The sequence below is a fragment of the Butyrivibrio sp. FCS014 genome, from assembly GCF_000526935.1.
Lineage (GTDB): Bacteria > Bacillota > Clostridia > Lachnospirales > Lachnospiraceae > Butyrivibrio.
On record NZ_JAHA01000007.1, the window covers coordinates 141,806 to 167,897 of the forward strand.

General features: G+C 43.1%; 33 protein-coding genes, 2 tRNA genes and 1 pseudogene. 33 read left to right on the top strand and 3 right to left on the bottom strand.

What is annotated here, in order from left to right; translation table 11 throughout:
* Position 1 precedes the first annotated feature (1 nt).
* From asrC to T456_RS0106875, 4 genes are read left to right on the top strand one after another with little or no spacing between them, the layout of a single operon-like run.
* Complete coding sequence (gene asrC / locus T456_RS0106860) at positions 2-988, top strand: sulfite reductase subunit C (protein ID WP_024865502.1); 987 nt, start codon at positions 2-4, stop codon at positions 986-988.
* A complete protein-coding gene (locus T456_RS0106865) occupies positions 969-1,892 on the top strand; it encodes an ABC transporter substrate-binding protein (protein WP_022766784.1) in 924 nt (307 codons plus the stop codon). The genes asrC and T456_RS0106865 overlap by 20 nt, the downstream gene beginning before the upstream one ends.
* On the top strand, positions 1,864-2,865 hold the full coding sequence (locus T456_RS0106870; RefSeq protein ID WP_024865503.1) for a FecCD family ABC transporter permease: 1,002 nt from the start codon (positions 1,864-1,866) through the stop codon (positions 2,863-2,865). The genes T456_RS0106865 and T456_RS0106870 overlap by 29 nt, the downstream gene beginning before the upstream one ends.
* 13 nt (positions 2,866-2,878) lie before the next feature.
* Complete coding sequence (locus T456_RS0106875) at positions 2,879-3,658, top strand: ABC transporter ATP-binding protein (protein WP_024865504.1); 780 nt, start codon at positions 2,879-2,881, stop codon at positions 3,656-3,658.
* 2 nt (positions 3,659-3,660) lie between these two features.
* On the opposite strand, the gene T456_RS24050 is transcribed toward T456_RS0106875, so the two are convergent.
* Complete coding sequence (locus T456_RS24050) at positions 3,661-3,819, bottom strand: winged helix-turn-helix transcriptional regulator (protein ID WP_081749011.1); 159 nt, start codon at positions 3,817-3,819, stop codon at positions 3,661-3,663.
* A 77-nt stretch (positions 3,820-3,896) separates the two neighbouring features.
* On the opposite strand from T456_RS24050, the gene T456_RS0106885 reads away from it, so the two are divergent.
* Genes T456_RS0106885 through T456_RS0106895 form a run of 3 tightly spaced genes read left to right on the top strand, consistent with a single transcriptional unit; the run spans position 3,897 to position 5,928 of the window.
* Positions 3,897-4,334: a radical SAM mobile pair system MarR family transcriptional regulator gene (locus T456_RS0106885; RefSeq protein WP_013282512.1), complete on the top strand. Its 438-nt coding sequence runs from the start codon at positions 3,897-3,899 to the stop codon at positions 4,332-4,334.
* Positions 4,331-5,029, top strand: coding sequence for a radical SAM mobile pair protein A (locus T456_RS0106890; protein ID WP_022762011.1), 699 nt, complete (start codon positions 4,331-4,333; stop codon positions 5,027-5,029). Before T456_RS0106885 ends, T456_RS0106890 begins: the two co-directional genes overlap by 4 nt.
* Positions 5,005-5,928, top strand: coding sequence for a radical SAM mobile pair protein B (locus T456_RS0106895; RefSeq protein WP_024865505.1), 924 nt, complete (start codon positions 5,005-5,007; stop codon positions 5,926-5,928). Before T456_RS0106890 ends, T456_RS0106895 begins: the two co-directional genes overlap by 25 nt.
* A gap of 308 nt (positions 5,929-6,236) precedes the next feature.
* Here the strand turns inward: T456_RS0106895 and T456_RS0106905 are convergent, their stop codons facing one another.
* A complete protein-coding gene (locus tag T456_RS0106905; protein WP_022762014.1) occupies positions 6,237-7,424 on the bottom strand; it encodes a cation:proton antiporter in 1,188 nt (395 codons plus the stop codon).
* A 180-nt stretch (positions 7,425-7,604) separates the two neighbouring features.
* Between T456_RS0106905 and T456_RS0106910 the strand changes: the two genes are divergently transcribed.
* The 7 genes from T456_RS0106910 to T456_RS0106940 are packed head-to-tail and all read left to right on the top strand — an operon-like array spanning position 7,605 to position 13,978.
* Positions 7,605-9,215, top strand: coding sequence for an ABC transporter substrate-binding protein (locus T456_RS0106910; RefSeq protein ID WP_024865506.1), 1,611 nt, complete (start codon positions 7,605-7,607; stop codon positions 9,213-9,215).
* Positions 9,208-10,131, top strand: a complete 924-nt coding sequence (locus T456_RS0106915) for an ABC transporter permease (protein WP_022762016.1) — start codon at positions 9,208-9,210, stop codon at positions 10,129-10,131. The genes T456_RS0106910 and T456_RS0106915 overlap by 8 nt, the downstream gene beginning before the upstream one ends.
* Positions 10,131-10,949, top strand: a complete 819-nt coding sequence (locus T456_RS0106920) for an ABC transporter permease (RefSeq protein WP_022762017.1) — start codon at positions 10,131-10,133, stop codon at positions 10,947-10,949. Before T456_RS0106915 ends, T456_RS0106920 begins: the two co-directional genes overlap by 1 nt.
* 3 nt (positions 10,950-10,952) lie before the next feature.
* A complete protein-coding gene (locus T456_RS0106925; protein ID WP_022762018.1) occupies positions 10,953-11,675 on the top strand; it encodes an ATP-binding cassette domain-containing protein in 723 nt (240 codons plus the stop codon).
* A 1-nt stretch (position 11,676) separates the two neighbouring features.
* Positions 11,677-12,417 (top strand): ABC transporter ATP-binding protein, encoded by a 741-nt coding sequence (locus tag T456_RS0106930; RefSeq protein ID WP_024865507.1) that lies wholly within the window; start codon positions 11,677-11,679, stop codon positions 12,415-12,417.
* 38 nt (positions 12,418-12,455) lie between these two features.
* Positions 12,456-13,217 carry a class I SAM-dependent methyltransferase gene (locus tag T456_RS0106935; protein ID WP_051464986.1) on the top strand — a complete coding sequence of 254 codons (762 nt, stop codon included), beginning with the start codon at positions 12,456-12,458 and terminating at the stop codon, positions 13,215-13,217.
* Positions 13,218-13,237: 20 nt separating this feature from the next.
* Positions 13,238-13,978: a DUF4198 domain-containing protein gene (locus T456_RS0106940; protein ID WP_024865509.1), complete on the top strand. Its 741-nt coding sequence runs from the start codon at positions 13,238-13,240 to the stop codon at positions 13,976-13,978.
* Positions 13,979-13,994: 16 nt separating this feature from the next.
* Here the strand turns inward: T456_RS0106940 and T456_RS0106945 are convergent, their stop codons facing one another.
* On the bottom strand, positions 13,995-14,951 hold the full coding sequence (locus T456_RS0106945) for a succinylglutamate desuccinylase/aspartoacylase family protein (RefSeq protein ID WP_024865510.1): 957 nt from the start codon (positions 14,949-14,951) through the stop codon (positions 13,995-13,997).
* Between the two features lie 554 nt (positions 14,952-15,505).
* On the opposite strand from T456_RS0106945, the gene T456_RS0106950 reads away from it, so the two are divergent.
* From T456_RS0106950 to T456_RS0107040, 19 genes and pseudogenes are all read left to right on the top strand, one after another.
* On the top strand, positions 15,506-16,708 hold the full coding sequence (locus T456_RS0106950) for an MFS transporter (RefSeq protein ID WP_024865511.1): 1,203 nt from the start codon (positions 15,506-15,508) through the stop codon (positions 16,706-16,708).
* Positions 16,709-16,794: 86 nt separating this feature from the next.
* Positions 16,795-17,346 (top strand): flavin reductase family protein, encoded by a 552-nt coding sequence (locus T456_RS0106955; RefSeq protein WP_024865512.1) that lies wholly within the window; start codon positions 16,795-16,797, stop codon positions 17,344-17,346.
* 648 nt (positions 17,347-17,994) lie between these two features.
* On the top strand, positions 17,995-18,591 hold the full coding sequence (locus T456_RS0106965; protein WP_024865513.1) for a DUF1643 domain-containing protein: 597 nt from the start codon (positions 17,995-17,997) through the stop codon (positions 18,589-18,591).
* Positions 18,575-18,676, top strand: a pseudogene (locus T456_RS24055) (DUF4298 domain-containing protein); the annotation flags it as partial. The gene T456_RS0106965 and the pseudogene T456_RS24055, both read left to right, overlap by 17 nt.
* A 27-nt stretch (positions 18,677-18,703) precedes the next feature.
* Entirely contained in the window at positions 18,704-19,006 is a 303-nt protein-coding gene (locus T456_RS0106970; RefSeq protein WP_024865514.1) for a Dabb family protein, read from the top strand.
* 1 nt (position 19,007) lies between these two features.
* Positions 19,008-19,475, top strand: a complete 468-nt coding sequence (locus tag T456_RS0106975) for a hypothetical protein (protein ID WP_024865515.1) — start codon at positions 19,008-19,010, stop codon at positions 19,473-19,475.
* A 22-nt stretch (positions 19,476-19,497) separates the two neighbouring features.
* Entirely contained in the window at positions 19,498-19,929 is a 432-nt protein-coding gene (locus T456_RS0106980) for a hypothetical protein (RefSeq protein WP_024865516.1), read from the top strand.
* Positions 19,930-19,962: 33 nt separating this feature from the next.
* A complete protein-coding gene (locus T456_RS0106985; protein ID WP_024865517.1) occupies positions 19,963-20,178 on the top strand; it encodes a hypothetical protein in 216 nt (71 codons plus the stop codon).
* A 6-nt stretch (positions 20,179-20,184) separates the two neighbouring features.
* The gene (locus tag T456_RS0106990; RefSeq protein ID WP_024865518.1) at positions 20,185-20,745 is read left to right on the top strand and encodes a DUF5714 domain-containing protein; all 561 of its coding nucleotides are present in this window, start codon (positions 20,185-20,187) and stop codon (positions 20,743-20,745) included.
* 20 nt (positions 20,746-20,765) lie between these two features.
* Complete coding sequence (locus T456_RS19375; RefSeq protein ID WP_024865519.1) at positions 20,766-21,212, top strand: GNAT family N-acetyltransferase; 447 nt, start codon at positions 20,766-20,768, stop codon at positions 21,210-21,212.
* Entirely contained in the window at positions 21,209-21,574 is a 366-nt protein-coding gene (locus tag T456_RS0107000) for a hypothetical protein (protein ID WP_024865520.1), read from the top strand. The genes T456_RS19375 and T456_RS0107000 overlap by 4 nt, the downstream gene beginning before the upstream one ends.
* The gene (locus T456_RS0107005) at positions 21,571-22,038 is read left to right on the top strand and encodes a rhodanese-like domain-containing protein (protein WP_024865521.1); all 468 of its coding nucleotides are present in this window, start codon (positions 21,571-21,573) and stop codon (positions 22,036-22,038) included. The genes T456_RS0107000 and T456_RS0107005 overlap by 4 nt, the downstream gene beginning before the upstream one ends.
* A 2-nt stretch (positions 22,039-22,040) precedes the next feature.
* Positions 22,041-22,412: a YccF domain-containing protein gene (locus T456_RS0107010; protein WP_024865522.1), complete on the top strand. Its 372-nt coding sequence runs from the start codon at positions 22,041-22,043 to the stop codon at positions 22,410-22,412.
* Positions 22,413-22,431: 19 nt separating this feature from the next.
* Positions 22,432-22,809, top strand: coding sequence for a zinc ribbon domain-containing protein (locus tag T456_RS0107015; protein ID WP_024865523.1), 378 nt, complete (start codon positions 22,432-22,434; stop codon positions 22,807-22,809).
* Between the two features lie 12 nt (positions 22,810-22,821).
* On the top strand, positions 22,822-23,343 hold the full coding sequence (locus T456_RS0107020) for a GNAT family N-acetyltransferase (protein ID WP_024865524.1): 522 nt from the start codon (positions 22,822-22,824) through the stop codon (positions 23,341-23,343).
* A gap of 95 nt (positions 23,344-23,438) precedes the next feature.
* Entirely contained in the window at positions 23,439-24,914 is a 1,476-nt protein-coding gene (locus tag T456_RS0107025) for an ISLre2 family transposase (protein WP_024865525.1), read from the top strand.
* A gap of 607 nt (positions 24,915-25,521) precedes the next feature.
* A tRNA-Ser gene (locus tag T456_RS0107030) sits at positions 25,522-25,605 on the top strand.
* A 97-nt stretch (positions 25,606-25,702) separates the two neighbouring features.
* A tRNA-Leu gene (locus T456_RS0107035) sits at positions 25,703-25,784 on the top strand.
* A gap of 29 nt (positions 25,785-25,813) precedes the next feature.
* Positions 25,814-26,071 (top strand): helix-turn-helix domain-containing protein, encoded by a 258-nt coding sequence (locus tag T456_RS0107040; protein ID WP_024865526.1) that lies wholly within the window; start codon positions 25,814-25,816, stop codon positions 26,069-26,071.
* Positions 26,072-26,092: the final 21 nt, after the last annotated feature.

Below are 26,092 nucleotides of genomic sequence, written 5' to 3' on the forward strand. Positions count from 1 at the left end.
TATGGCAAATTTAGATGTTAATGTAGGAAAGCTTAAAAAGAATGCATTCAGATACTCAAAGGTAAGAGGTGAGACTGCCTCAAGAATCCGTATCCCGGGTGGCGTGATTGATTCTGCTTCCATGGCCAAGGTTGTGGAAATTGCAGAGAAGTACGGCACTGGCGTTATCAATATAACTAACAGACAGGGTATTGAGATTCCGGGGATAAAACTGGAGGACGTCGACAAAGTTAATGCTGAGGTGCAGGAGGTTATTGATGCCCTCAGGATTAACCAGCCGGAAAAGAGTAAAGGCTATCCTTCATCCGGAACTCGAAATGTGATAGCCTGTCCCGGTGCGAGGCTCTGTCCCTTTGGCTGTTATGATACTACGGCCTTTGCCCAGAAGATGGAAAACAACATCTACCCCAATGACAGACATGTAAAGATTGCCTTTACCGGATGTTCTAACGACTGCGGCAAGGTAAGGATGGCGGATTTTGGAATCATTGGAATGACGGAGCCCCAGTACAACAAGGACAGATGCGTTGCCTGCGGAGCCTGCGTTGATTACTGTAAGAGAAGATCTGTAGGTGCTTTGCAGTTGGTAAACGGCAAGGTTGTAAGGGATACAGACAAGTGCATAGGCTGCGGTGTATGCGTTGTTTACTGCCCCACAAGGGCCTGGACCAGAAGCAGGGAGCACTATTTCAGGGTGGTTCTTCTTGGAAGGACAGGAAAAAAGAATCCAAGGCTTGCTGAGGACTTTATCAAGTGGGCAGATGAAGAGAGCATCCTTAAGATGGTCAAAAACACATACGCCTATATTGAGGAATATATTGACCCTAATGCTGTTGAACACAAGGAGCATATCGGCTACATAGTAGACAGGACCGGATTTGAGGAATTCAAGAAATGGATCTTTGAAGGGGTTGAACTGGGACCTAAGGCAGAAGTGAATGACAGAATCTATTGGGGCGGAAAAAACTATGCTAAGTATGGCGGTTAAGAAAAAAATAGCAGTAATCAGTGTGTTATGTATGATCGCAGCCACTTTTATGAGTGGCTGCGCATCTTCTTATGCGGAGAATTCCCAGGAAAAAGATGACACTGTGGGCATACAGAAAAGCAATTATGAATGTGTAGTGGCGCTGTCTAAATCTATAGCGGACATGTGGCTCATATCAGGCGGCACACTGAAAGGGGTGACCGAGGATGCCTTTGAGCTTGACGGCTTGAGTGATGGAGCTGAAAGTGTTGGAACGATATCAAAACCAAGCACAGAAGCAATCCTGTCACTTAAGCCTGATCTGGTTCTTCTTTCAGGAGAGCTGGCGGCACATGAACAGCTTAAGGCTGAGCTGGATAAGTTATCAGTTTATACAATTGCAATAACTGTGGATTCTTTTGAGGATTACGATAATGTGATCTACATGTTTTCGGAAATGAATGGAAGAGACGACCTTTATCAAAAGAATGTCACAGAAGTAAAGAAAAGGATAGACAGTATTGTTTCGGAAGTGGGGGATAAGTTTGAAGGAACATCTTATCTTTGTATCAAGGCTTCTGCCACAAAAACTAAAGCATTAAAGAAGGATCATTTCGCATGTAATATCATGGATGATCTGTGCCTTTACAATATTGCAGATGATGACAGTGCACTTAATGACTTAAGCATTGAGGAGATTGCGCTTCAGGATCCTGACTATATATTTGTTGTATTTATGGGAGATGACGATAAGGCAGCGCAGAGTTTTGCTGATGAATTTGAAAGCCAGGCTGTGTTTAAAGAGCTTAGAGCTGTAAAGGAGGATAAACTGATAATTCTTCCTAAAGATCTTTTTAACTACAAACCAAATGCTAGGTGGGATGAAGCGTACAAATATGTTAAGGACATCTTGGAAAAAGAATAAGTGGATGATTGTGGGACTTTTCCTGCTCGTTACGGCGATTGTTCTGGCTTTGTTTAGCTCAAATGCGAGCTTGTCATTTATTGATTTCTTACAGGCTCTGACTGGCAGGGAAGGTGCAGATGAAACCGCATTTCTTATCCTTTCAGGGGTGAGGGCTCCAAGAGCCGTTGCAGGAATATTCTGCGGAATCGGTCTTTCTGTAGCCGGACTTCTAATGCAGGAAGCCTTGAACAACCAGCTTGCTGCTCCCAGTGTTATGGGAATAAATAGTGGAGCAGGGCTTTTTGCCCTGGTGGGTTCATGCCTGCTTCACGGCAGCGCCTTGTTAAGAGGGGCATTTTCTTTTGCCGGAGCGATTGTTTCGATTGCTCTGGTTCTTCTTATATCTGTCTATTCAGGAAGCAGAAAGAGTACAATGATCCTGTCCGGTGTTGCGGTTTCTGCAATGATGAGCGCATTCACAAACCTGATAATTACATTAAGACCCGATTCTGTATCGGATAAGGCGGCTTTTCAGCTGGGGTCCCTTCAGAGTATACCAATGCCGCTCATAGTTTTGACAACGATATGTGTAGTTATCGGAACTTTCGGCGCACTGTTTCTTGTACCGGGAATGGAACTGTTTAAGCTTGGTGATGAGATGGCGATGGGACTGGGGGTTTCAGTTAGGTCCTACAGATATCTGTGTGTTTTTCTGGCAGCTTTTTTGTCCGCTGCTGCTGTTACCAGTTGCGGACTGATCAGCTTTGTGGGACTTATAATTCCCAATCTTGTTAGAAGAATGGAGACGGAAAGATCGAGAATGCAGGTTCTTTTGTGTGTAGTCTGGGGCGGCGCACTGGTTCTTTTTGCAGATACTCTAGCGAAGACTTTATTCTATCCCTATGAACTTCCAGTGGGAATGATTCTGTCAATCCTGGGTGCCCCGTTCTTTATCCTGATGATAATATCACGAAAAAAGAGAATTAAGTAAAAGGACAGATCTGATGATAGAACTCACAAACTTAACTGCCGGATATGGCGGAGTACAAAAACTTCATATTGATCGTTTTGCCCTTAAACCATCGGAGATAGTATCAATTATTGGCAACAATGGGAGTGGAAAATCCACACTTTTAAAAACAATTGACGGACAACTTGAATATAGAGGGAATGTACTTATTGACGAGAAAGAAGTGTCTAGACTTCCCGCTAAAAAGCGTGCAAGGATGATTTCATTTCTTCCACAGCAGGTTCTGCCTGTAGATATGAGTGTTGCACTGCTGATTTCACATGGTAGATTTTCGTTTGGCGATTTTTCTCATACATTAAACGCTGAGGATAAAGCAGCAATTGAAGATGCGCTGAAAATGGTAAGACTTGAAAGTTACAGACAGAAGAAGGTTTCTGATCTCTCAGGAGGAGAGCGGACGCTTTCTTATCTGGCGATGGTTATTGCCCAAAAAAGCAGATATATGCTTTTGGACGAGCCGCTTTCAGACATTGATATTCCGCACAAGCTGCATATATGTAAAATACTTGAGAATCTCAAAAAGTCCGGGACAGGAATCCTTATAGCATCACATGATATTCCCATGAGTTTTTCCATAAGCGATAGGATATGCGTGCTGGATGGCGGAGAGATTGTTGTCTGTGGTACTCCTTCTGAAGTGGCGGCCCAGGATGAAATGATGAAAAAAACACTGGGAGCATGTGTCCGGGCAAATGGCGATGGTGATATGCTCTATAAATATTCACTGTATGCAAGAGCTGAAACTTATAGCTAAAACTATAGATTGTCCTCGCCCCATTTTTTCAGTTCAAGGAGAATGGGGATGAGGCTTTTTGTTTTCTCAGTAAGATTGTATTCTACTCTTACGGGCATCTCATCATACTGCTTTCTCTCCACAAGTCCGTCAGACTCAAGCTCTTTTAATGAGTTGGCAATTGGAAGTTATGATATGTGTGCTTGACAAAAATACTCCTATATCGTAGTATAAAACTACGATATAGGAGTATTTAATTATGAAGACAAATGGTGGATTTCTTGTTACAAAAATAAAACAGCTGGGTGATCGTATATTTGAAAGGATACTGGCAGAAAAAAACATTGATGCATTCAACGGAGCTCAGGGAAGGATTCTTTATGTCTTATGGCAGGAAGATGGTGTTCCTATTAAAATTATTTCCGAGAAAAGCGGACTTGCAATTACTTCACTTACAACCATGCTTGAGCGGATGGAAAAAAACGGACTGATAAGCCGCAAAACTGATGAAGCTGATAAGAGAAAAACTCTTCTGTTCCTCACGGATAAAGCCAAAGAACTTAAAGAAGCTTATGACTCCGTATCAAATGAGATGGGGAATATTTATTATCGTGATTTTACGGATAAAGAGATTCTTCAGTTTGAAGAGTATCTTAACCGCATCAGGGTAAACCTTGAGGAATGGAGTGACAAATGAGTATCTGTATTAAAGATCAGATTCAGAACATGAATCTTGTTATAGGGTGTACTGTTGGATGTCCGTACTGCTATGCCAGAAACAATACGAGGCGTTATCACATCATAGATGATTTTGAAAAGCCACAGTTTTTTCAAGGAAAGCTTCGTATGATGGAAAAGAAGAAGCCGCAGAATTTTCTGCTGACCGGCATGAGCGATCTCTCGGGCTGGCATGAGGAATGGAGAGAGGAAGTCTTTAAAAAGATAGCAGAGAATCCTCAGCACCAGTTTCTTTTTCTTACCAAACGACCGGATCTTCTGTCTTTTGAAACAGATCTTGATAATGCATGGTTTGGCGTTACAGTTACGAGAAAGTCTGAGTTATGGCGTATTGATGCACTGCGGAGCAATGTGAAGGCAAAAAAATATCATGTTACCTTTGAGCCTTTGTTCGATGATCCGGGTAAGGTTGATCTTACAGGCATTGACTGGATTGTGGTGGGAACCATGACAGGTGCAAAGAGCAGGACTGTTAAAACAGATCCCGGGTGGGCTTATTCATTGACAGAACAGGCTCATGAACTGAACATTCCTGTATTCTGGAAAGAAGATCTTGTTCCGATTATGGGAGAAGAAATGATACAGGAAATGCCGGATGCTTTTAACAAAGTGCTGGAGGAACAGAGGATATGGAACAACCAGAAATCAAAGTAAATCATATAGAAACAAAAAGTGTAATGACAAAATCGAATACTCCTATTGGAGGATATTCGGTGAATCCCTATGTGGGGTGTCCCCATGCCTGTAAATACTGCTACGCATCTTTTATGAAACGCTTTACAGGGCATACGGAGGAATGGGGAACTTTCATGGATGTGAAAGACTGGCCTGAAATAAAGAATCCAAAGAAGTATGCCGGCCAGAAAATAATCATTGGAACAGTTACGGATGGTTATAATCCGCTAGAGGAAACATATAAAAATACAAGAAGACTTCTGGAAGAACTAAAGGACAGTGGTGCGGACATACTTATCTGCACAAAGTCAGACCTTGTACTAAGAGATCTGGATCTGCTAAAAGAGATCAATGAAAATAGCAGACTTACAGTATCATGGTCAATCAATACTCTCGATGAAGAGTTTAAAGATGATATGGATGCGGCAGTAAGCATAGAAAGAAGGCTTGCTGCAATGAAAGAGGTATATGCGGCAGGCATTCGTACAATTTGCTTCATTTCACCCGTGTTCCCGGGGATTACGGATATAGAAGCAATCATAGACAGGACAAAAGATCAGTGTGACCTTGTATGGCTTGAGAATCTGAATCTTCGCGGAGGTTTTAAGGCAGATATCATGAAATACATTTCCGATAAACATCCGGATCTGGTGCCGCTGTATGACGAAATCTATAATAAAAAGAACCGCAGCTATTTTGAAGCGCTGGAAAAGAAAGCAGAAGAGCTGGCTAAAAAGTATGATTGCAGGTTTGTTGATAATGAAACTCCGTATGAGAGAGTAGAGAAAGGACATCCAACAATCGTAGATTACTTTTACCACGAAGAAGTAAGAGGAACTGCCAATAGTGGAAAGAGAAATGTAATACATAATCCTTGATGGAAGAATAAACCGGAATTTAAAGATTCGATAGCATTACAATAAATACCATTTTGCATTTGGTAAATTATTGGATTGAAGGTAAGGACAAGTAATATGGCTTTTCGTAGGACCCTTAGTGATCTTATTCGGCTGTATGCTGATGAGATTGCTGATATGGATGTAGATATTTGCCAGTATGATAAAAGATATGATGTGTGGGGATGCTTTTAGCATTGCTTGTTAAAACTGATATTAAACGGCCCGTTTTCTTAATAGAAAGCGGACCTTTTTATTTTAGTACAATATCAGTTCTACAGTCGATTAACTCAGGCAGGAGAATTAGCTTTGTCATCTGAGGCATATATAGCCTTCAATATTATAGGTGTCAGAATTGAGCTTAATATTATCAACAGGATTACTGCGGTAAAGTATCTGCTGTCAACGATATCAGCTTTTAAACCTCTTTGAGCTACGATAAGTGCAACTTCGCCTCTGGTCATCATACCCACACCAATCTTTAACGAGTCAGAGGTGTTGTACTTAAGGAGCTTTGCAACGATGCCACAGCCGACAACCTTTCCGAGGAGTCCAACGACAACAAATGCTGCCGAGAATGCAAGGATTGTCATGTCGACAGACCTTAGGTTTGTCTGAAGGCCTACACTTGCAAAGAATACGGGGCCGAATAACATATATGAATTTATGTCCATCTTTCTGTCTATATACTCGGAGTTGTCCAGAGAGCTGAGAATAATACCTGCAACATAGGCACCGGTGATATCAGCTACTCCAAAGTACTTATCGGCAACATAAGACATTGCAAAGGCAAGTGCCAGACCCATGATCGGGATTCTTCTGGTATGAGGCCATTTCGCTTCTGCTTTTGACATTATCTTAAAGATGATAATTCCCACAACAACCGAAAGCGCAAAGAAGGCTACGGTCTTTAAGCAAACAGCTGCAAGATTGGCATTTGGATCTTTCAGACCAAGAACAGCTGTAAGAACCACGATTCCTATTACGTCATCGATGATTGCGGCGCTCATAATTGTTGTTCCCACTTCTGTGGAAATCTTTCCAAGTTCCTTTAGAACCTGAACTGTTATGCTCACGGAAGTAGCTGTAAGAATAGTTCCTATAAAGAGTGCTTTTATGAACTCGGTTGATCCGGGAGCTGCAAAGCCATAGAAGGCCATGTACAGGAGCGTTCCAAGAACAAGCGGAACTCCAACACCTGTGCATGCAAGGATTGTTGCCTTCAGGCCGGATTTTTTGAGTTTGTCGATATCTGTTTCCAGTCCGGCGCTGAACATCAGAAGAATCACACCGATTTCGGCCATGCCCGACAGGAAATCACTGGGATTAACAAGATTAAGCAGTGTTGGACCTATGAGAAGACCTGCGATGATCTCACCGGCAACCTGTGGCGCATGAAGTCTTCTGGCTATCAGTCCGAATAACTTTGCCATGACGATTATGATAAAAAGATCTCTGAGTATCTGAATTGTATCCATATATATACCTCCTAGTTAATAACGCTAAGAAATGAGTATGATGCTTTTTCGTCTCAAAATCAAGTTAAAAAACTATAACCAACGTAGTAATAACCCCCCAGGGGGCTTGTGGGGCGGATTTTACAATGCTATCCTTTCCATTGTGTGAGGTGATTCAGACACAATGGAGGATACTATATTATGAAGAAAAAATTTTTAGCAGCACTGCTTGCTGCAACCATGACATTATCAATGGCAGCCTGTGGTTCCGGTGCAGGAACTCAGACAACAGAAACTCAGACAACAGAATCTGAGGCATCTGCTGATACACAGGCAACAACATCTGATGATCAGACAGCTGACGCAAGTCAGTCTACAGCTACAGGTGAAAAGATTCTTCACACTGCAGCATCTTTTGCTTATCCAAGTCTTGATGTACATAAGGAGTACTACGGATGGTACACATCAATTTATGGAGTTTCAGAGGCACTGTTTAAGCTCGACGAGACCATGAGTGCTGTTCCATGCCTTGCTAAGGACGCAGTTGCAGATGGCAGCACATGGACTGTTACACTTAATGATGGAGTTCAGTTCTCGAACGGAAACCCTCTGACAGCTGATATGGTAATCAGAAACCTTCAGCGTCTTGCTGCAGAGAACAGCAGATTTGCTTATCTCGGCGATTTTGAAATGACTGCTACAGATGACAAGACAATCGTTATCGATACTAAGGAAGTTTACCCTACTCTTAAGAACGACCTTGCAAGCCCTGAGTGCGGAATGATCGATCTTGATGCAACAACAGATTTTGACAACGCACCTGTATGCACAGGCCCGTTTGTTGTTACAGAGTTTATCCCTGAGGGAGATGTTACAGTAGCAAAGAACGAAAACTACTGGGGCGGAAATGTTAAGCTTGACGGCGCTGTATTCTACTACATGCAGGAGGATGATCCCAAGCTCCTTGCTATGCAGAGCGGCGAGATCGACTGCTACAACAGCGTTTCATCAGCAGCTCTTGAGGTCTATAACCAGAGCCCTGATCTGTACGATGTAGTTTCAATTCCCGGTGCACGTCTCCAGTTCTACATTCTCAATGAGAATACACTTGATGATTCTGTGAGAGAAGCAATCAATCTCACTGTTGATAAGGACAAGATTGCAGAGTACCTTTCAGGTACAGTATCTGCAGCAGTCGGACCATTCTCAACATCAGCTGCTTATGGTAAGGTAAATGTTCCTGCAGTAGATACTGCCAAGGCAAAAGAGCTTTTGGAGGCCGATGGTTATACACTTGGGGCTGACGGCATCTACGAGAAGGATGGTAATAAGCTCAGCATCAGCATTGCATACTATGCAGCAAGATCTCTTGATACTCTTGCAATCCTGATCCAGGAGCAGCTTAAGGCTGTTGGTATTGATTCAACACTTAGAGTTGAGGAAGATCCGGATGCTACTTACATTGCAAACGCTGACTTTGATCTTGCTCTTTACTGCATGATCGCTGATAAGTCAGGTGATCCTCTTTACTTCATCGACTCAACTCTTGCAGACGGAGCTTACTACAATGTAGGTGGATTTGAGAGTGCTGAATGCCAGAGCATGATTGAGCAGCTCAGAATTGAGACAGATACTGCAAAGAGAGCAGAGCTTGCCAACAAGATCGTTCAGATTGCTATAGATGACAATGCATTTGGATATGTTGGACTTTTCAATAACACTACAGTTCTTCGTAAGGGCGTAAGCGGATTTGCTGAGTATGTTCCTTTCGATTTCTATGGAGTAGACGCAGAGACTGACATTAATGGCTAAACAAATACTTAAAAGGATTCTGGGACTTGTCATGATACTTTTAGTGCTGAGCTTTCTTGTGTTTGGCATAATGTATCTGGCTCCCGGTGATCCTGCGGAAAAGAGACTCACCTCCCAGGGTGTGGTGGTCACAAAAGAAATACTGCAAGCGGAGCGGGAGAGGCTTGGCCTCCTCCGCCCCTTTATCGTTAGGTACGCGGAGTGGCTTTCGAATGTTCTTAGAGGAGATTTTGGTGTTTCCTTTAAGGATGATCTTCCCGTTGCGCCAAAACTGATAAAAGGGCTTAAGAACACATGTGGGCTGGCTTTAACCAGTCTGCTTTTGGCGCTTATAATCTCTTTTCCACTGGGAATATGGTCAGCGGTCAAAAAGGGAAAATTGGTAGACCATATCGTCAGGCTCTTTTCATTTATAGGTAATTCTCTTCCGAATTTCCTGATATCAGTACTTTTGATGTATCTGTTTTGCATACATATCAAGGTCTTTCCTGTAATTGCAGATGGAAGCATCAAAGGACTTATGCTGCCTGCACTTTCTCTGGCAATACCCATGGCGGGAAGGTTTACAAGACAGATAAGGAGCGAGCTCTTGGATCAGCTTGGGGAAGAGTATGTTGTGGGGATGAAGTCCAGAAAGGTAAAGGGCAGATTTATTCTAATCAACAACGTCCTTAGAAACAGTCTTGGACACATACTTACGATAATCGGTCTTCAGATCGGAACCCTGATGGGAGGCAGCGTTGTTATTGAGAATATTTTCAGATGGCCGGGTATCGGCAAACTTGTGATGGATTCCATAACAGCCAGGGACTACCCTGTGATCATGGGCTTTGTGCTTATTATGGGAACAATCTATGTTGTTATAAATCTGATAGTTGATATTACCTACAGGCTTTTGGATCCGAGGTCTTTTTAATGAACCATAAACGGAAAAAGATTAACAGAATAAAAGTAATTGTATCTGCAGGTGTTGCACTTCTTTTGGTGCTTATAGCTCTTTTCGCAAGCGTTATTGCACCAAACGACCCATATGCTACAAGCGCATCAGCCATAAGGTCAGCTCCGTCCGGGGAATTTCTGTTTGGAACAGACAACCTGGGAAGATGCGTGTTTTCAAGAGTTTTATATGGAGCAAGGACAACTATAGCAGCTACATTTATATTGGTTGCGATTTCTTTCATCCTTGGAAGCTTTATCGGAGTACTTAGCGGATATTATGGCGGAATATTGGATGAAATTATGATGAGGATTGCCGATATTATGCTGGCATTTCCTCAGATGGTAGTAGCCATCGCGGTTGCGGGCATTCTTGGAGGAGGACTTTCAAGCGCCATGATCGCGCTGGGAATAACTATGTGGACCGGGTTTGCCAGACTTGCACGGAGTCATACTTTTGCCATAAAGAATTGCCCCTACGTGCAGGCTGCAAAACTGGCGGGAAAGAGTGGGCCGGCTATAATGATGGCCCACATACTTCCCAATATAATAGCACCACTTCTTACAAATGCCCTTACGCAGATAGGAACCACAATGATAGGTATCTCGGGCCTGTCCTTTTTGGGGCTTGGAGTTGTGCCACCCACTGCTGAGTGGGGATCAATGATCAATGAATCCAGGGCGTATATACAGATTGCACCTTGGGCTGTGCTGTATCCGGCAATTGCCACCATAGTCACCATCATAGTATTTAACTATCTTGGGGACTGCGTCATGGAATACAGAGATGAGGACTAATGCATGGATACAATACTTAGGATAAGCAATCTCTCTGCCGGTTACGGTGATGAGAATGTTATAAATGATATCTCTTTTGAGGTGGAAGCAGGTAAAAGAGTCTGCATCGTCGGCGAGAGCGGAAGCGGTAAATCTACGCTTCTGAAGGCTATTCATGGCTTTGGAGGTGTGACTGTAACAAACGGCAGTATAGAGACCCCAAAAGACATTTTGCTTGGCGTTGTGCCTCAGAATCCCGGGGGATCTTTTAATCCCATAAGGACTTACAAGGCACAGATCATGGAGGCGCTAAAGAGCAATAACATTGATTTTAAAATAGATGAAGTTGAGAAGACGCTCCGGATCCTGGGACTTAATGATGCTAAAAGAGCGCTTGCATCAAGGCCTTATGAGCTTTCAGGAGGCATGAACCAGCGTATGGCCATTGCCACAACAATGCTCCTGGAACCGGGGATTTTATTGTGCGATGAAGTTACAAGCGCCCTGGATGTTAAAACTGCAGGGATGGTTGTGGAGCAGCTTCTTGAGATCAACAAACTAAAGGGCACTACTATTCTGATGGTTACCCACCATTTGGGTATTGCATCTAAAATGGCTGATTACATTGGAATCATGAAAAATGGCAGGATGCTTGAGTATGGCCCTGCAAAAGAGATCCTGGAGAATCCGCAAAACGATTACACAAAGAATCTCTTGAAGGCCGTACCAAGACTGAAGGTGAGCTGATATGCCGGATTCAGATATAATTTTAGAAGGAAAAAATCTAAATAAAAGTTACGTTGATAAAGGCAAAAAATTACAGGCCTTAAAGGATGTGAGTTTCTTCCTGAAAAATGGAGAGATCCTTGGAATCGTCGGCGAGAGCGGAAGTGGAAAGAGCACCCTTCTTCGTCATGTCAGCTGCCTGGAAAAGCCTGATAGTGGAAATCTTTATTATAAGGGAACAGAGTATACAGGTAAGTCGCCGGCCTTTGCCGGAGCTTTTCTGCAGATGATATTTCAGGATGCCCAGATGTCTTTTGACCCAAGAATGAAGATGAAAAAAGCCGTTGTGGAAGCTACAAAGGGCTGTGGCCATGAAAAACTGTCACGAATCCTTGAGGCCGTTGGGCTTGATGAGAGTCTTTTGGAGAAAAAGGCAGGAAGCATGTCCGGAGGACAGTGCCAGCGAATGTCAATTGCAAGGGCGCTGTGTTCTGATGCCGGGATTCTTTTGTGCGACGAGGCAACAAGTGCGCTGGATGTTACAACTCAGGCCCAGGTAGTAGCTCTTTTGCAGCAGCTGAGGGAAAAAGAAGGGGTGTCGATCATATTTGTCTCCCACGACATCGCCCTGGTGAGCATGCTGTGCGACAGGATAATGGTAATGAAAAACGGAGAGTGTGTGGAAGAGGGAGAGACCGGCAGAGTCCTCGGGAATCCACAACATGAGTATACAAAAGAACTACTCGATAATCTGATCGAATAACTTAGTATTAGAAAGATAATTGGGGTATACGTAGTAATATGACTAAACTTATGCAGATTCCTTTTGAGGAGGAAGCTGAAGATATCAAAGATAAAGTTGTGACCTATTGGTCAAAGAGAGCTGAGAGCTTTAGTGAGCACAAGCACGAGGAGATCCACAGCAAGAAAAAACAGCTGTGGCAGGCGGAGTTTTTTAGACACTTTTCAGCTGATGATAAGTTGTCCGTTCTGGATGTTGGATGCGGAGCCGGCTTTTTCGAAATGGTGTTGTCGGATTTTGATTTTGACGTGACCGGTGTGGATCTTACGCCTGAGATGATAGAGAAGGGAAAAGAGCTGCTTTCGCGCCATGGAGCAAAGGCGCGCCTTATGGTTATGGACGCAGAAAAACTGGATTTTGCCGATAGCTCTTTTGACCTGGTGATAAATAGAAATCTTGTCTGGACACTTCCGCATCCGGTGGAAGCCTACATGGAGTGGCACAGAGTGTTAAAGCCGGGAGGAATGCTGCTTGTGTATGATGCGGAGTATGCAAAGGGATTTCATCACTATGATCAGATGCAGAACCTTGCCCACAAAAATGTGACCGACGCCATGGTAAAGGAGTGCCACGATATTTACCACATGTTATCTATCAGCACTTTGGACAGACCGGAGTGGGACAAGGCTTGTCTTGAAAAAATCGGTTATGAAAATATAGTTACTGATCTTGGGGCGGGAGATAGACTCTATAGCGAGAAAGACCAGTTTTATATGCCTGACAGGATGTTTCTGGTAAAGGCGCAGAAAGCATTAGTCTAATAATATGAATGGAGTTTGAGATGAGAAGAGGAATTGATACTACAGATATGATGGTATATGGCCACGAAGCCTGGATAATCACTGACAAGAGTGTATATGAGCCGGGGGAAGAAGTCTGCGGAATAATGAGATGGGGACATCACATGAGACCTGACGGATTCTTTCGCCTTGATGAGATAAGAGCCTTTGCCACAGATGAAAAAGGCAACAGAATATCAATAACACCGGTTAAGGGTCCGGGCGATGAGCAGGGAGACTATTATGAGCTTCGCTTTACGCCAGTTTCTGAGGGCATTTACACCCTTATGTGTATCTATGACAACAATTATGTAAGAGATGAAAAAGACGTGTATTATGAGGGCGACAGAAGGACATATCCTGATATTCTTGATGCCAAGAACTATCCTCAGATATATGTGACAAACATAACTGTTGGAGATAAGAAGGGGACTCCCGAATTTATCCATGAGTCCAGAGTAAGCTTCGTTCCCGATCCCTGGGAAGCTGACAGCGATGTGCTCCATTTAAAGCTTATTCACGACAAGTTCCCGCTTAAGGGATCCACTGTTGTTGTGGTGTTCTATGATGGAAAAGAGTATTTTGAGAGAATCCTGAACACAGATGAGGAAGGCAGGATATTCTTCTCAGTGGAGAAAAAGGGTGTGTATATGGCCGTTACAAGGACTCCACTTGCTGAAGGAATTCCGGGGATCTATGACAGCAAAGAAATTGCTTCAACATTCACATACGTTAAGAGATGAAAAAAACAGGATGCACTCAACATGCATCCTGTTTTTGAATTATACCGTAGGTCACCATGGGGCCGTCTTTGATTATGCTAAGGGATGAGCACTGATGGATCAGAACTCCGTCAGTGTCGGCAATGGCCGTGTGAAGGGGCCTTCCAAAGTAATCCCTTATCTCACCAAATTTATCACCTTTTGAAAATCTCTCTCCCACCTTTTTCTCTGGATACCAGCAGCCGGTGAATGGGGCGTCATCACTGAATTCTCTGAGTTCTGTCTTGGGATATGTCTTGTACTCTCCTTCAATAAGACCAAGGAATTTCAAAATGTTCAGTACATCTTCTTTGTCTGCCTGTACCTCATCTTTTGGAAGGAGACTAAGCTGACCGCGTTCTATTAGAACACTGGGGATTCCGGCCATGGAGGCTGTGTTGTAGGCGCCTTCGGTGGTGCAGGTACTCTTTACGCAGTAGGAGGCGTTGACGCAGTCTACCATCTTTTTTGCAATATCACTGGCAGGAGAAGCTCCCACGTAGTATGCGTAGGGGATAAGAGTCTCATATCCATCTCCGCTATGCAGGTCAATGTAAGCATCAGCGTTTTTAATAAAAACATCAAACAGAAGGCTTGCCAGTCGATCGGCGGCTGAACCATCCTTGTCTCCCGGGAAGACTCTGTTGAGATTTTTGCCATCCTCATAAACAAGGGACATGGTTCTGTTTTCAAAACCTGACCTGTTGGCTAAGGGGATGATGATAAGATTTCCTGAAAGGTCTTTGGGAGAAATCTCATTAGAGAGCTCAATAGCTGCCTGAATACCGACATATTCTGCGTTGTGAATGCCGGCTGTGACAAGAACGGTTTTGCCCGGCTTTTCTCCGCAGATGATGATGTGGGGAATGTGTATCTCAGTTCCGCCGACATGTATATGATCTTTTATCGTCTTGCCGGAGGTAAGTTCGTGTCCGGCTATATTTATTTTCTCCATAGTTTTTAAACCTCACTTCAGAGCCAAGGTTACCATGTTAGGACCGGGACTTTCAAGCCCCCTGGGGGGTTACATAGCTCCCGCGTACACAAAAAACCATAAACATCAGTACCATATCTAATGAACCTCAGCCTTAGGACGCTTGCTAAGTGCTGAGGTCTTTTTGTAGGAATGCGGTGTCAAAATTTAAAAATTTTGGCTCCGGTTTTCTGTTGTAGTAAAAATGCGGCATAGGGCAGTGTCAGATATACGTGTCATTAAGAAATAGCGCATACTCTGGAATTGCTTAAGAAAAAATCTTATAATCAAAGTTGCAGCTATGACAGTATCCTAAGCCTGCGTGAAGTGGGTCTTGATTATTTGCCGGATGATATAAAGAGGCCTGTTTCAGAAGACAAGATGCAGGAGTTAGTAATCCCACTCGACTATGTGAATGCAGAGTGGCTGCCTAGGGAGGTTCAAGATACCGCTGTAATCAGAAAGCAAGAAGAATCTTAGTATAGAATAACTTTCAGGATAATGAAATAAGCAAATCGGGATTAGTGGAGTAGAACATGGATAAAAAAAGGGCTTTGTCTGGCGCCATAACATTTATAACCCTGATGGGAATCGTAAGTCTGTTTTCGGACATGACTCATGAAGGCGCCAGAAGCATATTGGGCGAATATCTGAACCTCGCAGGGGCATCCGCTGCAACCATCGGATTTGTGTCCGGTATAGGAGAATTGTGCGGGTATTCACTAAGGCTCATATCCGGATTTATAGCAGATAAAACGAAGAAATACTGGACATTTGTTATCACAGGCTATGTAATACAGGTTCTGGCGATTCCTGCACTGGCACTCGTATCCGAACATGGCTGGATTTGGGCCTGCGGTCTTGTGATCCTGGAGCGTATCGGAAAAGCGATAAAAAAGCCTGCCAAAAACACATTGGTAAGCTTTGCGGCAAGCGAGATCGGAACCGGAAAAGGCTTTGCCTATCAGGAGTTTCTGGATCAGCTTGGCGCGTTTCTCGGACCGATACTGATTTTTGTAACAGCTCTTGTAAAAGGTACAGACGACCTTTTTACAACATATAGGATCTCTTTTGCGATACTGCTTGTTCCTGCAATGATCACCATAGCTCTTGTTTTGACAGCAAAGATAAGATACCCTGATCCGGAGATCTTTGAAAAGCAGGAAGATAAACCGGCAAGCTTTGAATTCAGGAAGTCATTTGTTCTGTTCATGGCGGCCATCTGCTTTTTTGCTTTTGGCTTTGCAGACTTCACCCTGATCACACTTCATTCGGCTAATACCGGAGCATTTAATGAATCCATGCTCAGCCTGTTATATGCTGGGGCAATGGCTGTGGATGCCTTTGCTGCACTATTCTTTGGCTGGCTTTATGATAAGGTCGGGCTGAAGGCTCTGATCATTTCCACACTATGCAGCACATTCTTCTCATGTTTTGTTTTTATGACTGGAAATGCCTGGTTGATCGGAGCTGGGATAATTCTGTGGGGGATTGGAATGGGTGCGCAGGAAAGTATTATGAAAGCAGCTGTCAGCGGAATCGTCCCGCGTTCCATGCGAAGCACCGGTTTCGGAATATTTGAGACAGGATTTGGTATTGCGTGGTTTCTGGGCAGTTGGCTTCTCGGTGCCCTGTATGATTTGAATCCTGTGTATCTTGTCACTGTGTCTGTGGTATCACAGTTTCTGGCGATTGCATTTTATGCTTTATGCCTCCGGTGCAATAAGACAGAGTGCTAACAATTCCAGTTTGTTGGAATGAGCATTATATCGGAATATAAGTTAAAGTTGGCGCACATCATTAGATTAACGAGGAGGACAGAGAAATGAGCAGAACAAACTTTGGAGCAAAGCCACTTATGTACCCACACCCGGTACTTATTATCGGAACATATGATGAGAACGGTGTTCCCAATGCAATGAATGCTGCCTGGGGAATCACAACAGATTTTAAAGAGATATCTATTAGCCTTTCAGAGCATAAGACTACTGATAATCTTGCTAAAAGAGGTGCTTTTACTGTAAGTATGGCTACTGAAGATCAGGTTGTTGCATGTGATTATGTAGGAATAGAATCCGGCAGGAAGGTTCCTGATAAATTTGAAAAAGCCGGTTTCCATGCAACAAAGAGTGAGTTTGTGGATGCACCTCTCATCGATGAACTCCCTCTTGCTTTAGAATGTAAGGTAAAGAGCTTCACAGACGGCATACTTGTTGGCGAGATCGTAAATGTAAGTGCGGATGACAGCGTGATTACAGATGGCAAGGTTGATATGAAAAAGCTTAGACCTATAGCATTTGATCCATTTAACAATGCTTACGTTGGAATTGGTGAGAAAGTAGGCAATGCTTTTTCTGATGGAGCTAAACTGAAGTGAGTATAGATTGAGTATACAATGAGTATAAATTGAGTATAGTTTGAGTATAGATTGATTATGGAAGACCATTTTAGGCGTGATATTATTATGATGGACAAGGGAGCAGGCAAGAGCCAAATGCTTCCTTGTTTTTTCTTGGCCAAGAGAATATTGGTATGAGGTGAGCATCCAGAAATGAACACATTTTGTTTAAAATCATTTAAGGCTGTTTTAAGGTTCGGATCATATCATGAATACATCAAGAAGAACAAAACTTCTTGAACCCCACACAACACTTTTTCATAGAAACTTTCATAACACACAAAAAAAGGCTGATCCGAATAAGTAGTCAGCCTTTCCTCCCTCAAACAACCCAGATACATTAAGGGGATTTACCATAGATGATACTCTGATGACTCATATAGCATCAGAGTATTTTTTTTACTATAATTGAAAGAGTGATTATTTGGGAAAAAGAGGCATTTATGGAGACTTCCAGAAAGACAATAAATGTAGTAGCTGCGCTGATCAGAGACGGCAAAAGAGTCTTTGCGACAGCCAGAGGATATGGGAATTATAAAGGCTGATGGGAATTTCTTGGATATGAGATCAAGAAAAGGATGGCATAAGCTTAACAAGAAGTATTGGGTTAGGGGAGACTGATCATAGATGAGAATAGATAAGAGAATGCTTGAAGATATTCCGGCATGGCTTGCTAGGCAGGATGATATTCCTGGCGGATGGCTATATTTCGGAGATGAGAAGGAAAGATATCTTCTAGGGCAACCTGGGAGAAGGAACATGCTTGTGTTTGGCGTTAATCCAAGCACGGCATCAGCGGGAGAAAATAATTTGGATCCCACTATTAAAAGAGTGCGGAAGTTTGTTCAAAAGGATCCTACCTGTGATGGCTGGATCATGGCGAATCTTTACCCGCTAAGGGCTACGAACCCCGACGATCTGCCTGCCAAGGCGGACAAAAAACTAATCGAGAAGAATCTCAAGGTTCTGGAGGCTCTTCAGAAATCTTACTTCATCGATAAGGTTTGGGCTGCCTGGGGTGATCTCATTGATTCAAGGGATTATCTTGGCAACACGCTTTATGACATTCAGGATACGATAAAAGAGGCTGAGTGGTACCACCTTGGAAGTACGACCAGATGGGGGAATCCCAGACATCCTTTGTATTTGAAAGGAGATTCTGAGTTTCAGTGGTTCCCGGTTTTTGATTATGCCTGCGAATGCAGAGATGGGGATATTTGGTGATGAAGAGGGACGTTTGCCAAAAGATCTGAAGCGCGGAGTGCTCTCTGAGGATGGAATTTATGATGCGCTTGAGCGGAACAATGAATTGATGGAAAGGATAAGGGGAACGAGAATGGTTAAACATGTGATTTTATGGACACTTAAGGATGAACTTTCTGCAGAAGAAAAGATGACAATTAAGCAGGGAATCAAGGAAGGCCTTGAAGGATTAAAGGGCAAGGTCCCTGGAATCGTTGATATCAAGGTTAATATCAACGGCCTTGAGTCTTCAAATGCAGACCTTATGTTGGATTCAACTTTTGAGAACGTAGAGGCACTTAAGGGATATTCAGTTCATCCTGAGCACGTAGCAGTGGCTGATTCTAAGGTAAGACCTTATACCAAGATCAGAAGCTGCCTGGATTTTGAGGTTTAAAATGAGATATATTGACTCATTTAAGTTTCCAGGAGTGGAAAATGAAGAGCAGTTTGTAAACTATATAAGAAGAACGTGCTATACCTCGTTCTATCCGTTTGAGGTGTTCGCAGAGAATGAGCTGCGGGAGCTGTCTTTTTCTGAAATAACGATTTTGTATGGAAACAATGGCTCAGGAAAGAGCACAGCCCTGAACCTTATGGCAGAGAAACTTGGGATGTCAGAAGCTGAAGCTAAGAGCTTTGTTCCGGCGCCCAGAAGCATCGATGGAAAGTGTGGCGGATACTTAAGTGTGGTTGCCATGCTTGAGAAGCTTGGTATAGATAAGGCCAAGGAGTATGAGCAGATGTTCCTTGAAAAGAACGGATCTCTTTTCTGCAAGGAGCTGATAGCCAGGAGATCAGGTACGGGGCGTACCTGCAATGATATCGTTGGCGAAGCTGCAGCAATGATGGAGAGTCTGCTCTGACAACTAAGGGGAATATGAGATCATGAGTAAGCTTAATGTATGCCTCAGGCACATTTCAGAGGTCTTTTTATATGAATACTACTGCCTGGGCGATGATGAATATGAAATTTCAGAAGAGGATACTCTGACGCCGCACAAGACTAAGGCAAAAGAGCTGCTTCTTTCCGGGGATTACGCGAAGGCCCAGCAGGAGTGGCTAAGTGCGCATCTTGAGAATCCTGTGGATATGGAAGCCATACTTGGGATAATCCTATGTTGCAAGCAGCTTGGCGACTCCGAGGGGGAGTATTCCTATACGACAGAGTCTTACAATTACTGCTGCACCAGAGCTGAGCTTGCAGCTTATTACAGGAATCTTGGGTGGTACTACCTGGAGAAGTACAAACCTGAGGTGGCTGCAGCATGTTATCTGTACAGTAAGTACTTCGAGGATTCACAGCAAGCCGATGCGTAGCTTGAGTTCCTTGAGAAAGCTATTGGCAAAAAGATGGCTGATAAAGATCTTGACCAGATACAGAAGATCCTGAAGGAAAATGATATTCCAACCGAGGCGAATCCTGTTACACTGGCACTTCTCTACAAAGCAGCACAGGAGGCTGATGAAGCTGGCGACACACAGCAGGCCCTTGACTGTTACAGGATGGTCTATGACCTGACAGCTGATGAAGAAGTTGGGAAAATTATAAGCAAGATAGTAAGGTGAAAACTGATGAATGAAATGGAAATGAAAGCCCGACTTATTGTTGATGATATAAAGAACGAAGAGGGTACAAGCCCTGTTGCCATTTTTAAGAGAATGGCAAAGAAGGAGTATGTGAGTATCCACGGACCGGAACACCACATACTTGATGGAGCATGTCTTTTGGTGGCATTCAAGAATGCGAGTGGCGACATAGATCTTGATGAAGCCCTTGAAAAGCTGATCAGAGAAGGACTTAGGATGCCTGGAGCAATGTGTGGACTTTGGGGAGTCTGCGGTGCTGTAACATCAATCGGTGCAGCTCTTTCCATAATTGATGGAACTGGGCCTTTGTCTGTTGATGGTACCTGGGGAAATCATATGCGGTTCACATCGGCGGCTCTCAGCGACCTTGGGGAGATAAACGGGCCTCGTTGCTGCAAAAGAGATGCCATGATTGCTTTTAAGAATGGAATAAAATATGTGAATGAGCACTATGATGTAAAGCTGATATACGAGGAGCAGGAATGTGAATTCTATTCCCAGAATCAGCAGTGTATAAGAGAGAAGTGCCCATTTTATCCTGCATAATAAACGAGAGGAGTGTATGAATGATGTCAGAGTTTAATGTTGGGGTCTGTAAGGACAACGAAGTTATAAAAGAGATTTTCAAAGAATATTCCCAGATAAAAGGTGCGGAGAGCTGCTTTGTTTCTTTTGATAAGGAACTAGCTGATTTGGACGGGTATTATAAGGGCGGAGCGCTGCTTCTTGGAAGTGAGGATGGGACCCCGGTTGGAAGCATTGCCATCAGGAAGATTGATGATGCAACCTGTGAAGCTAAGAGATTATTCATAAAGCCTGAATTTCGCGGCAAAGGCTATGCGAGAGTAATGCTTAATACCATGCTTGATAAGGCAAAAGAGCTTGGATTTAAGGAAGTTACTTTTACTACCAAGCCTGAAGTGATGAAGGTTGGATACGAGCTGTATAAGCGTATGGGTTTTGAAGAAGTTGGCGAGAAAGACGGAGTTGTCAGCATGAGGATGGGATTATGAGATATCTCAAATGGCTGAATTTGATACCGCTTATTATGTTCTTCATTGTTGATAAGCTTAGAGGAACACTAATCAGCAGGCATTTACTGATAATAATTGTTGCACTTGGAGTTATGAATATGTTCCTTGCCAAAAGCATGAAAGAGTATGTGATTTCTTCTTTGATGCTTGTTGCATCCACCGTAGTGGGAATGATTCTTTACACATATTATTACTACTACTTTGTCAGCGCTAATCCTGAGACTCCGATTTTTGGTGCGGCTATCATGATGGTTTATGGCTTTATCGCGTTTGCAGTTGCCGCAGTTGGAACTGTTGTGGTGGTAATAAAAGAGAGAATGGCTGAGAAAAAGATACAATGAGACGAAAAGAGATTTTTATCGTAGCTATGCTAATGTTTGCCCTTGTGTTTGCGGGCTGCGGAGCTAAAACTGAATCGGATGTGACAATTATCGGTGGTGCGGATGGTCCAACATCTGTTTTTCTTGCTTCGAAGAATGACAAGAATAGTTACACACAGATTGACCAGGAGACGGCGAAGCTAATGATGGATATTGAAGATGGCCATGTGGTCGTGGATGTCAGGCGCCAGGATGAGTTTGATGAAGGGCATATTCCGGGAGCTATATGCATTCCAAACGAGAGCATAATTGATACGCAGCCTAAAGAATTACCGGATCTTGATCAGATTATTCTTGTTTACTGCAGAAGTGGAAGACGTAGTAAGGAAGCTTCGCAAAAATTATTTGATATGGGTTACACAAATGTGTTTGAGTTTGGCGGTATTATAGACTGGACTGGAGAAGTTGTTACAGGAGAAGATTGATTATGAGATTTCTTGGTAATTTGATTTGGATATTATGCGGAGGGCTGCTTAGTGCCCTGGGATGGTGGATTGTAGGACTTCTCTGGTGCTGCACAGTTGTAGGTATTCCTGTAGGGCTCCAGTGTTTTAAGCTTTCTTCAATATCACTGAATCCTTTTGGAAAAGAGATTGTGGACGAAGGCGGGGCAGTATCTCTGCTTCTTAACATCCTTTGGATCTGTCTTTCCGGGATTGAACTTGCGATTGCAAACGCGGTGATTGGCTGCATTTTCTGCATTACTATTATCGGTATACCCTTCGGTAAGCAGTTCTTTAAGATTGCTAGAGTAGCTCTTTTCCCATTTGGGGCAAAGATTGTGAGGGTACATTATTAAGGATGGAGTGAAAAAGTAGATGTTTTTTATCATGGGAATTACAGATGGCAGGAATGATTTTGAGTTCAATCAGCTGATAACCTGCGCAATCTGCGGAAAATATGGGCGCTTTAACGTGTTCATGACATATACAGTGCTGTCTCTTTTCTTTATACCTACATTAAAGTGGAATAAGCATTACTACGTGCAGACCAGCTGCTGCGGAACTGTTTATGAGCTTGATCCGGAGATTGGTAAGATGATCGCAAGGGGCGAAGAAGTGGAGATTCTGCCAAGTCATCTGACTCAGGTAAGCGGCGGAAGAGGATTCACGACCGGTTATAAGAGATGCAGACAGTGTGGATACGAGACAGCAGAGGACTTTGATTTTTGTCCTAAGTGCGGAACGAGGTTTTGAGGAGCTGGGATTATGCTGAGACTTAGACCATATAAGAGCTGTGATGCTGAAAAGATAAGTGAATGGATAAAAGACGAGGATGTATTTGTTAAGTGGGGCGGAGATCATTTTGGAGAGTTCCCGATTACCGCAGGCATTATTGATGACAAGTACAGACAGAGTAATGGCGACTGCAAAGAGTTAGACAACTTTTATCCCTGGATCGCAATAGATGATGAGAACAGAGTAGTAGGGCATTTCATTATCCGCTACATCCATGGCGATAACAGGATCCTTAGATTCGGCTGGGTAATTGTAGATAATACCATCAGAGGAAAGGGCTACGGGGCAGAAATGCTTCGCCTGGGCCTTAAATACGCTTTTGAACTTATGGATGCTGAGGTTGTTACCATAGGTGCGTTTGAGAACAATGACATTGCTCATGAATGCTACAAGAAGATTGGATTCAAGGATAAAGAGGTAACGGAAAAAGAGCCTTTTAATATTATTGAGATGGAACTGAAGAGGGAAGATTTTATACTACAGCTAGCGTAAATTTTCACTCGGATTAAATAAAATACAAGAGAACACCAAAGTCTGATAAAGTTAAAGGCGACTAAACCAAACTATAAAAGACAGAGGTGTTCTCCATGGTAAAAAGTATACAGTATTTTAACGAGGAATGTGTACCAGTTTTTGAAAGGCTTGAGGATGATTTTTTAAAGAATCCCTCCGATATTGCATCCTACATCACTAAGTTGACAGATGAGCTTCATAAGGCTGGTATAAGAATGATAGAGGAGACGCTTGGATATCTGGATCAGATGATCACAGAAAGTGAGATGAGAAAGCTCTCTTGGGTAGTGGACAGACATGAGTCCAAACAGCTTATAACATCCCTTGGTAACGTTAATTACAATAAGACGTTGTTCAAGAACAAAGAAGAAGGAAAGCGCTCTTATATCATAGATTTACTCATGGGTATGGATCCTCATGAGAGAATGACAGAGGATGCAGAAGCAAGGCTTTTAGAAGAAACAGTTCAGACTTCATATCGAAAAGGTGGAGAAAAAACAAGCATACTTGATTCAGTTAGCAAACAGACCGTGATGAAGAAAATACATGCATTACAGTTTCCGCCTGAAGATGAAGCGTTAATAGATAAGAAATTCGTACAGTTCCTGTACATAGATGCTGATGAGGACCATGTATCGCTCCAGTTCAAAGAGAAAAAAAGCGACCTGGTCAAAGGTGAAAATGGTTATAAGTATAACAGCATGATAGAAAAGCTGGTCTATGTCTATGAAGGCATTGAAAATGAATCCCCGGAGAGCAAGAGACATAGACTTATTAATCCTCATTATTTTTGTTCTGACAGTACCAGCGAGACAAATGACGCCTTCTGGGAGCGTATCTACGCATATATAGATACCCACTATGATATGAGTCGTATTGAGAAGATATACATAAATGGCGATGGTGGTGCATGGATTGAAGCTGGAAAGAAAAATGTTTCCGGAGTCATAGTTACAATGGACGAGTTCCACATGCAAAAGTACCTGGGAAAGATTACCAGCCATCTCCGAGATAGCCAGTGGGATGCTATTTCAGACCTCCGAAAAATCATCATGCATAAGACTAAGAATGACTTTAATTCATACGTTGACATGGTAAAAGAGTATCTAGAGGCCGGAGATAAAAAGCAGGCTGCGAGTATTGAAGACGGAAGAAAATATATCCTTGATAACTGGATGCCATGCAAAGTCAGACTGAGTAACAGAAGGAAACTTCCGGGATGCAGCGCTGAAGGACATGTGAGTCATGTTCTATCATCACGCATGAGTTCAAGACCGATGGGATGGAGTAAGCGTGGAGCAGGAAAAATGGGAAGGCTCAGAGCATACTTCTACAACGGTGGAGATATGCTCGAACTAGCCAAGTTCCAAAGAGAAGAATTGAAAGATGCTGTAGGTTATGAGATGTCATATTTCTCACCTACAGAGGTAATGAGATCTGAAAAGAACAGGCATTATGAACTTGGTAAGTATATGGCTGCTATACAGGGAACACTTCCATCAGAGATAAAGAAGAAGCTATGCATCAATCATCACATCGCTGGATTATAAGGCATTGAAGATGCACTATTTAGCTTAGTCCTCTTGATCAACCAGAAAGCTGAGGGAATATGTATGTCAAGGGTGCAAGGCACCTCTATGAGGCATGCCCTTGACATACATATTTCCTCGGCTCAAAAACATACAAGAGGACTAAGCGTAGGGTTGCCATAAGGAAATCAAAAGAGTAATATAAAACCAATATTTCAAAAGCCTGATCTTTTATCAGAGCTTCTTTGGTGGATTCTAACCTTTTATTTCCGTAGGTAAATTTACGCGGCCTTATACTACAAGGCTAATAGACAACTAAAGATACCGGTGTTACTATACGATATAGAAAGAGATAAGCGGAGCAGATAAGAGCTCCCGGAAAGGAAAAGAAAGAGACATGACAACAATGAATCGCAATTATTGCCTTTATAGCGAATGTTATGAATCATCACTCCAGAGTAAATCAGAGTGGATGTTTAATTTCATGCGCTCATTTAAGGATAGGCAAATGCGAGAAAATGTTGTTTTGGCAGAATCGTGATAGACAGGATCCGAGCTTATAGATGAACATGTTTAGCAGCTGCTTACCTCTTAGATGAGGCAGGTAGCTTTTTATTTTGCCTAAAATGCAGAGTTGGCTCAATTGGTACAGCATCGGTCTTGAAAACCGACATTCCTCACGGATATCTGGGTTCGAATCCCAGGCTCTGCGCTATAGATTCGTGGTGTAATTGGATGCGTGGCCTCCGGGGGAGGCCGAGCTACGCATTCGGACGACGCGAAGCTAGGACGCAGCAGTCCCAAAACTTGCACGAGTGGCGAAGCTGGTAGACGCACCTGACTTAGGATCAGACGCTGAAAGGCATGTGGGTTCGAATCCCACCTCGTGTACTTGGCCATTGGCCAGAAAGGAGTCGGAAATGACACAGAATATTCCAACGATCGATATGGTCGCTACGGGACAGAGAATTACAGATTTAAGAGTGGCAGCCGGTATGTCTGTTAGGGATTTACAGGATGTGTTCGGTTTTGCTACTCCACAGGCGATTTACAAGTGGCAGCGCGGAACTGCCATGCCAACACTTGACAATTTAGTCGTATTAGCAGCTGTTTTAGGTGTTGCTATGGATGACATTATCGTAGTTGAAGGGGAATGGCTTTATTCACTAAGCGCATGAACTGAATATAGATTAGCGGGC

Excerpts from the sequence above, each read along its gene's own strand:
- asrC (WP_024865502.1), top strand. The coding sequence starts at position 2 with ATGGCAAATTTAGATGTTAATGTAGGAAAGCTTAAAAAGAATGCATTC.
- T456_RS0106865 (WP_022766784.1), top strand. The coding sequence starts at position 969 with ATGCTAAGTATGGCGGTTAAGAAAAAAATAGCAGTAATCAGTGTGTTA.
- T456_RS0106870 (WP_024865503.1), top strand. The coding sequence starts at position 1,864 with ATGTTAAGGACATCTTGGAAAAAGAATAAGTGGATGATTGTGGGACTT.
- T456_RS0106875 (WP_024865504.1), top strand. The coding sequence starts at position 2,879 with ATGATAGAACTCACAAACTTAACTGCCGGATATGGCGGAGTACAAAAA.
- T456_RS0106885 (WP_013282512.1), top strand. The coding sequence starts at position 3,897 with ATGAAGACAAATGGTGGATTTCTTGTTACAAAAATAAAACAGCTGGGT.
- T456_RS0106890 (WP_022762011.1), top strand. The coding sequence starts at position 4,331 with ATGAGTATCTGTATTAAAGATCAGATTCAGAACATGAATCTTGTTATA.
- T456_RS0106895 (WP_024865505.1), top strand. The coding sequence starts at position 5,005 with ATGGAACAACCAGAAATCAAAGTAAATCATATAGAAACAAAAAGTGTA.
- T456_RS0106905 (WP_022762014.1), bottom strand. The coding sequence starts at position 7,424 with ATGGATACAATTCAGATACTCAGAGATCTTTTTATCATAATCGTCATG.
- T456_RS0106910 (WP_024865506.1), top strand. The coding sequence starts at position 7,605 with ATGAAGAAAAAATTTTTAGCAGCACTGCTTGCTGCAACCATGACATTA.
- T456_RS0106915 (WP_022762016.1), top strand. The coding sequence starts at position 9,208 with ATGGCTAAACAAATACTTAAAAGGATTCTGGGACTTGTCATGATACTT.
- T456_RS0106920 (WP_022762017.1), top strand. The coding sequence starts at position 10,131 with ATGAACCATAAACGGAAAAAGATTAACAGAATAAAAGTAATTGTATCT.
- T456_RS0106925 (WP_022762018.1), top strand. The coding sequence starts at position 10,953 with ATGGATACAATACTTAGGATAAGCAATCTCTCTGCCGGTTACGGTGAT.
- T456_RS0106930 (WP_024865507.1), top strand. The coding sequence starts at position 11,677 with ATGCCGGATTCAGATATAATTTTAGAAGGAAAAAATCTAAATAAAAGT.
- T456_RS0106935 (WP_051464986.1), top strand. The coding sequence starts at position 12,456 with ATGACTAAACTTATGCAGATTCCTTTTGAGGAGGAAGCTGAAGATATC.
- T456_RS0106940 (WP_024865509.1), top strand. The coding sequence starts at position 13,238 with ATGAGAAGAGGAATTGATACTACAGATATGATGGTATATGGCCACGAA.
- T456_RS0106945 (WP_024865510.1), bottom strand. The coding sequence starts at position 14,951 with ATGGAGAAAATAAATATAGCCGGACACGAACTTACCTCCGGCAAGACG.
- T456_RS0106950 (WP_024865511.1), top strand. The coding sequence starts at position 15,506 with ATGGATAAAAAAAGGGCTTTGTCTGGCGCCATAACATTTATAACCCTG.
- T456_RS0106955 (WP_024865512.1), top strand. The coding sequence starts at position 16,795 with ATGAGCAGAACAAACTTTGGAGCAAAGCCACTTATGTACCCACACCCG.
- T456_RS0106965 (WP_024865513.1), top strand. The coding sequence starts at position 17,995 with ATGAGAATAGATAAGAGAATGCTTGAAGATATTCCGGCATGGCTTGCT.
- T456_RS0106970 (WP_024865514.1), top strand. The coding sequence starts at position 18,704 with ATGGTTAAACATGTGATTTTATGGACACTTAAGGATGAACTTTCTGCA.
- T456_RS0106975 (WP_024865515.1), top strand. The coding sequence starts at position 19,008 with ATGAGATATATTGACTCATTTAAGTTTCCAGGAGTGGAAAATGAAGAG.
- T456_RS0106980 (WP_024865516.1), top strand. The coding sequence starts at position 19,498 with ATGAGTAAGCTTAATGTATGCCTCAGGCACATTTCAGAGGTCTTTTTA.
- T456_RS0106985 (WP_024865517.1), top strand. The coding sequence starts at position 19,963 with ATGGCTGATAAAGATCTTGACCAGATACAGAAGATCCTGAAGGAAAAT.
- T456_RS0106990 (WP_024865518.1), top strand. The coding sequence starts at position 20,185 with ATGAATGAAATGGAAATGAAAGCCCGACTTATTGTTGATGATATAAAG.
- T456_RS19375 (WP_024865519.1), top strand. The coding sequence starts at position 20,766 with ATGATGTCAGAGTTTAATGTTGGGGTCTGTAAGGACAACGAAGTTATA.
- T456_RS0107000 (WP_024865520.1), top strand. The coding sequence starts at position 21,209 with ATGAGATATCTCAAATGGCTGAATTTGATACCGCTTATTATGTTCTTC.
- T456_RS0107005 (WP_024865521.1), top strand. The coding sequence starts at position 21,571 with ATGAGACGAAAAGAGATTTTTATCGTAGCTATGCTAATGTTTGCCCTT.
- T456_RS0107010 (WP_024865522.1), top strand. The coding sequence starts at position 22,041 with ATGAGATTTCTTGGTAATTTGATTTGGATATTATGCGGAGGGCTGCTT.
- T456_RS0107015 (WP_024865523.1), top strand. The coding sequence starts at position 22,432 with ATGTTTTTTATCATGGGAATTACAGATGGCAGGAATGATTTTGAGTTC.
- T456_RS0107020 (WP_024865524.1), top strand. The coding sequence starts at position 22,822 with ATGCTGAGACTTAGACCATATAAGAGCTGTGATGCTGAAAAGATAAGT.
- T456_RS0107025 (WP_024865525.1), top strand. The coding sequence starts at position 23,439 with ATGGTAAAAAGTATACAGTATTTTAACGAGGAATGTGTACCAGTTTTT.
- T456_RS0107040 (WP_024865526.1), top strand. The coding sequence starts at position 25,814 with ATGACACAGAATATTCCAACGATCGATATGGTCGCTACGGGACAGAGA.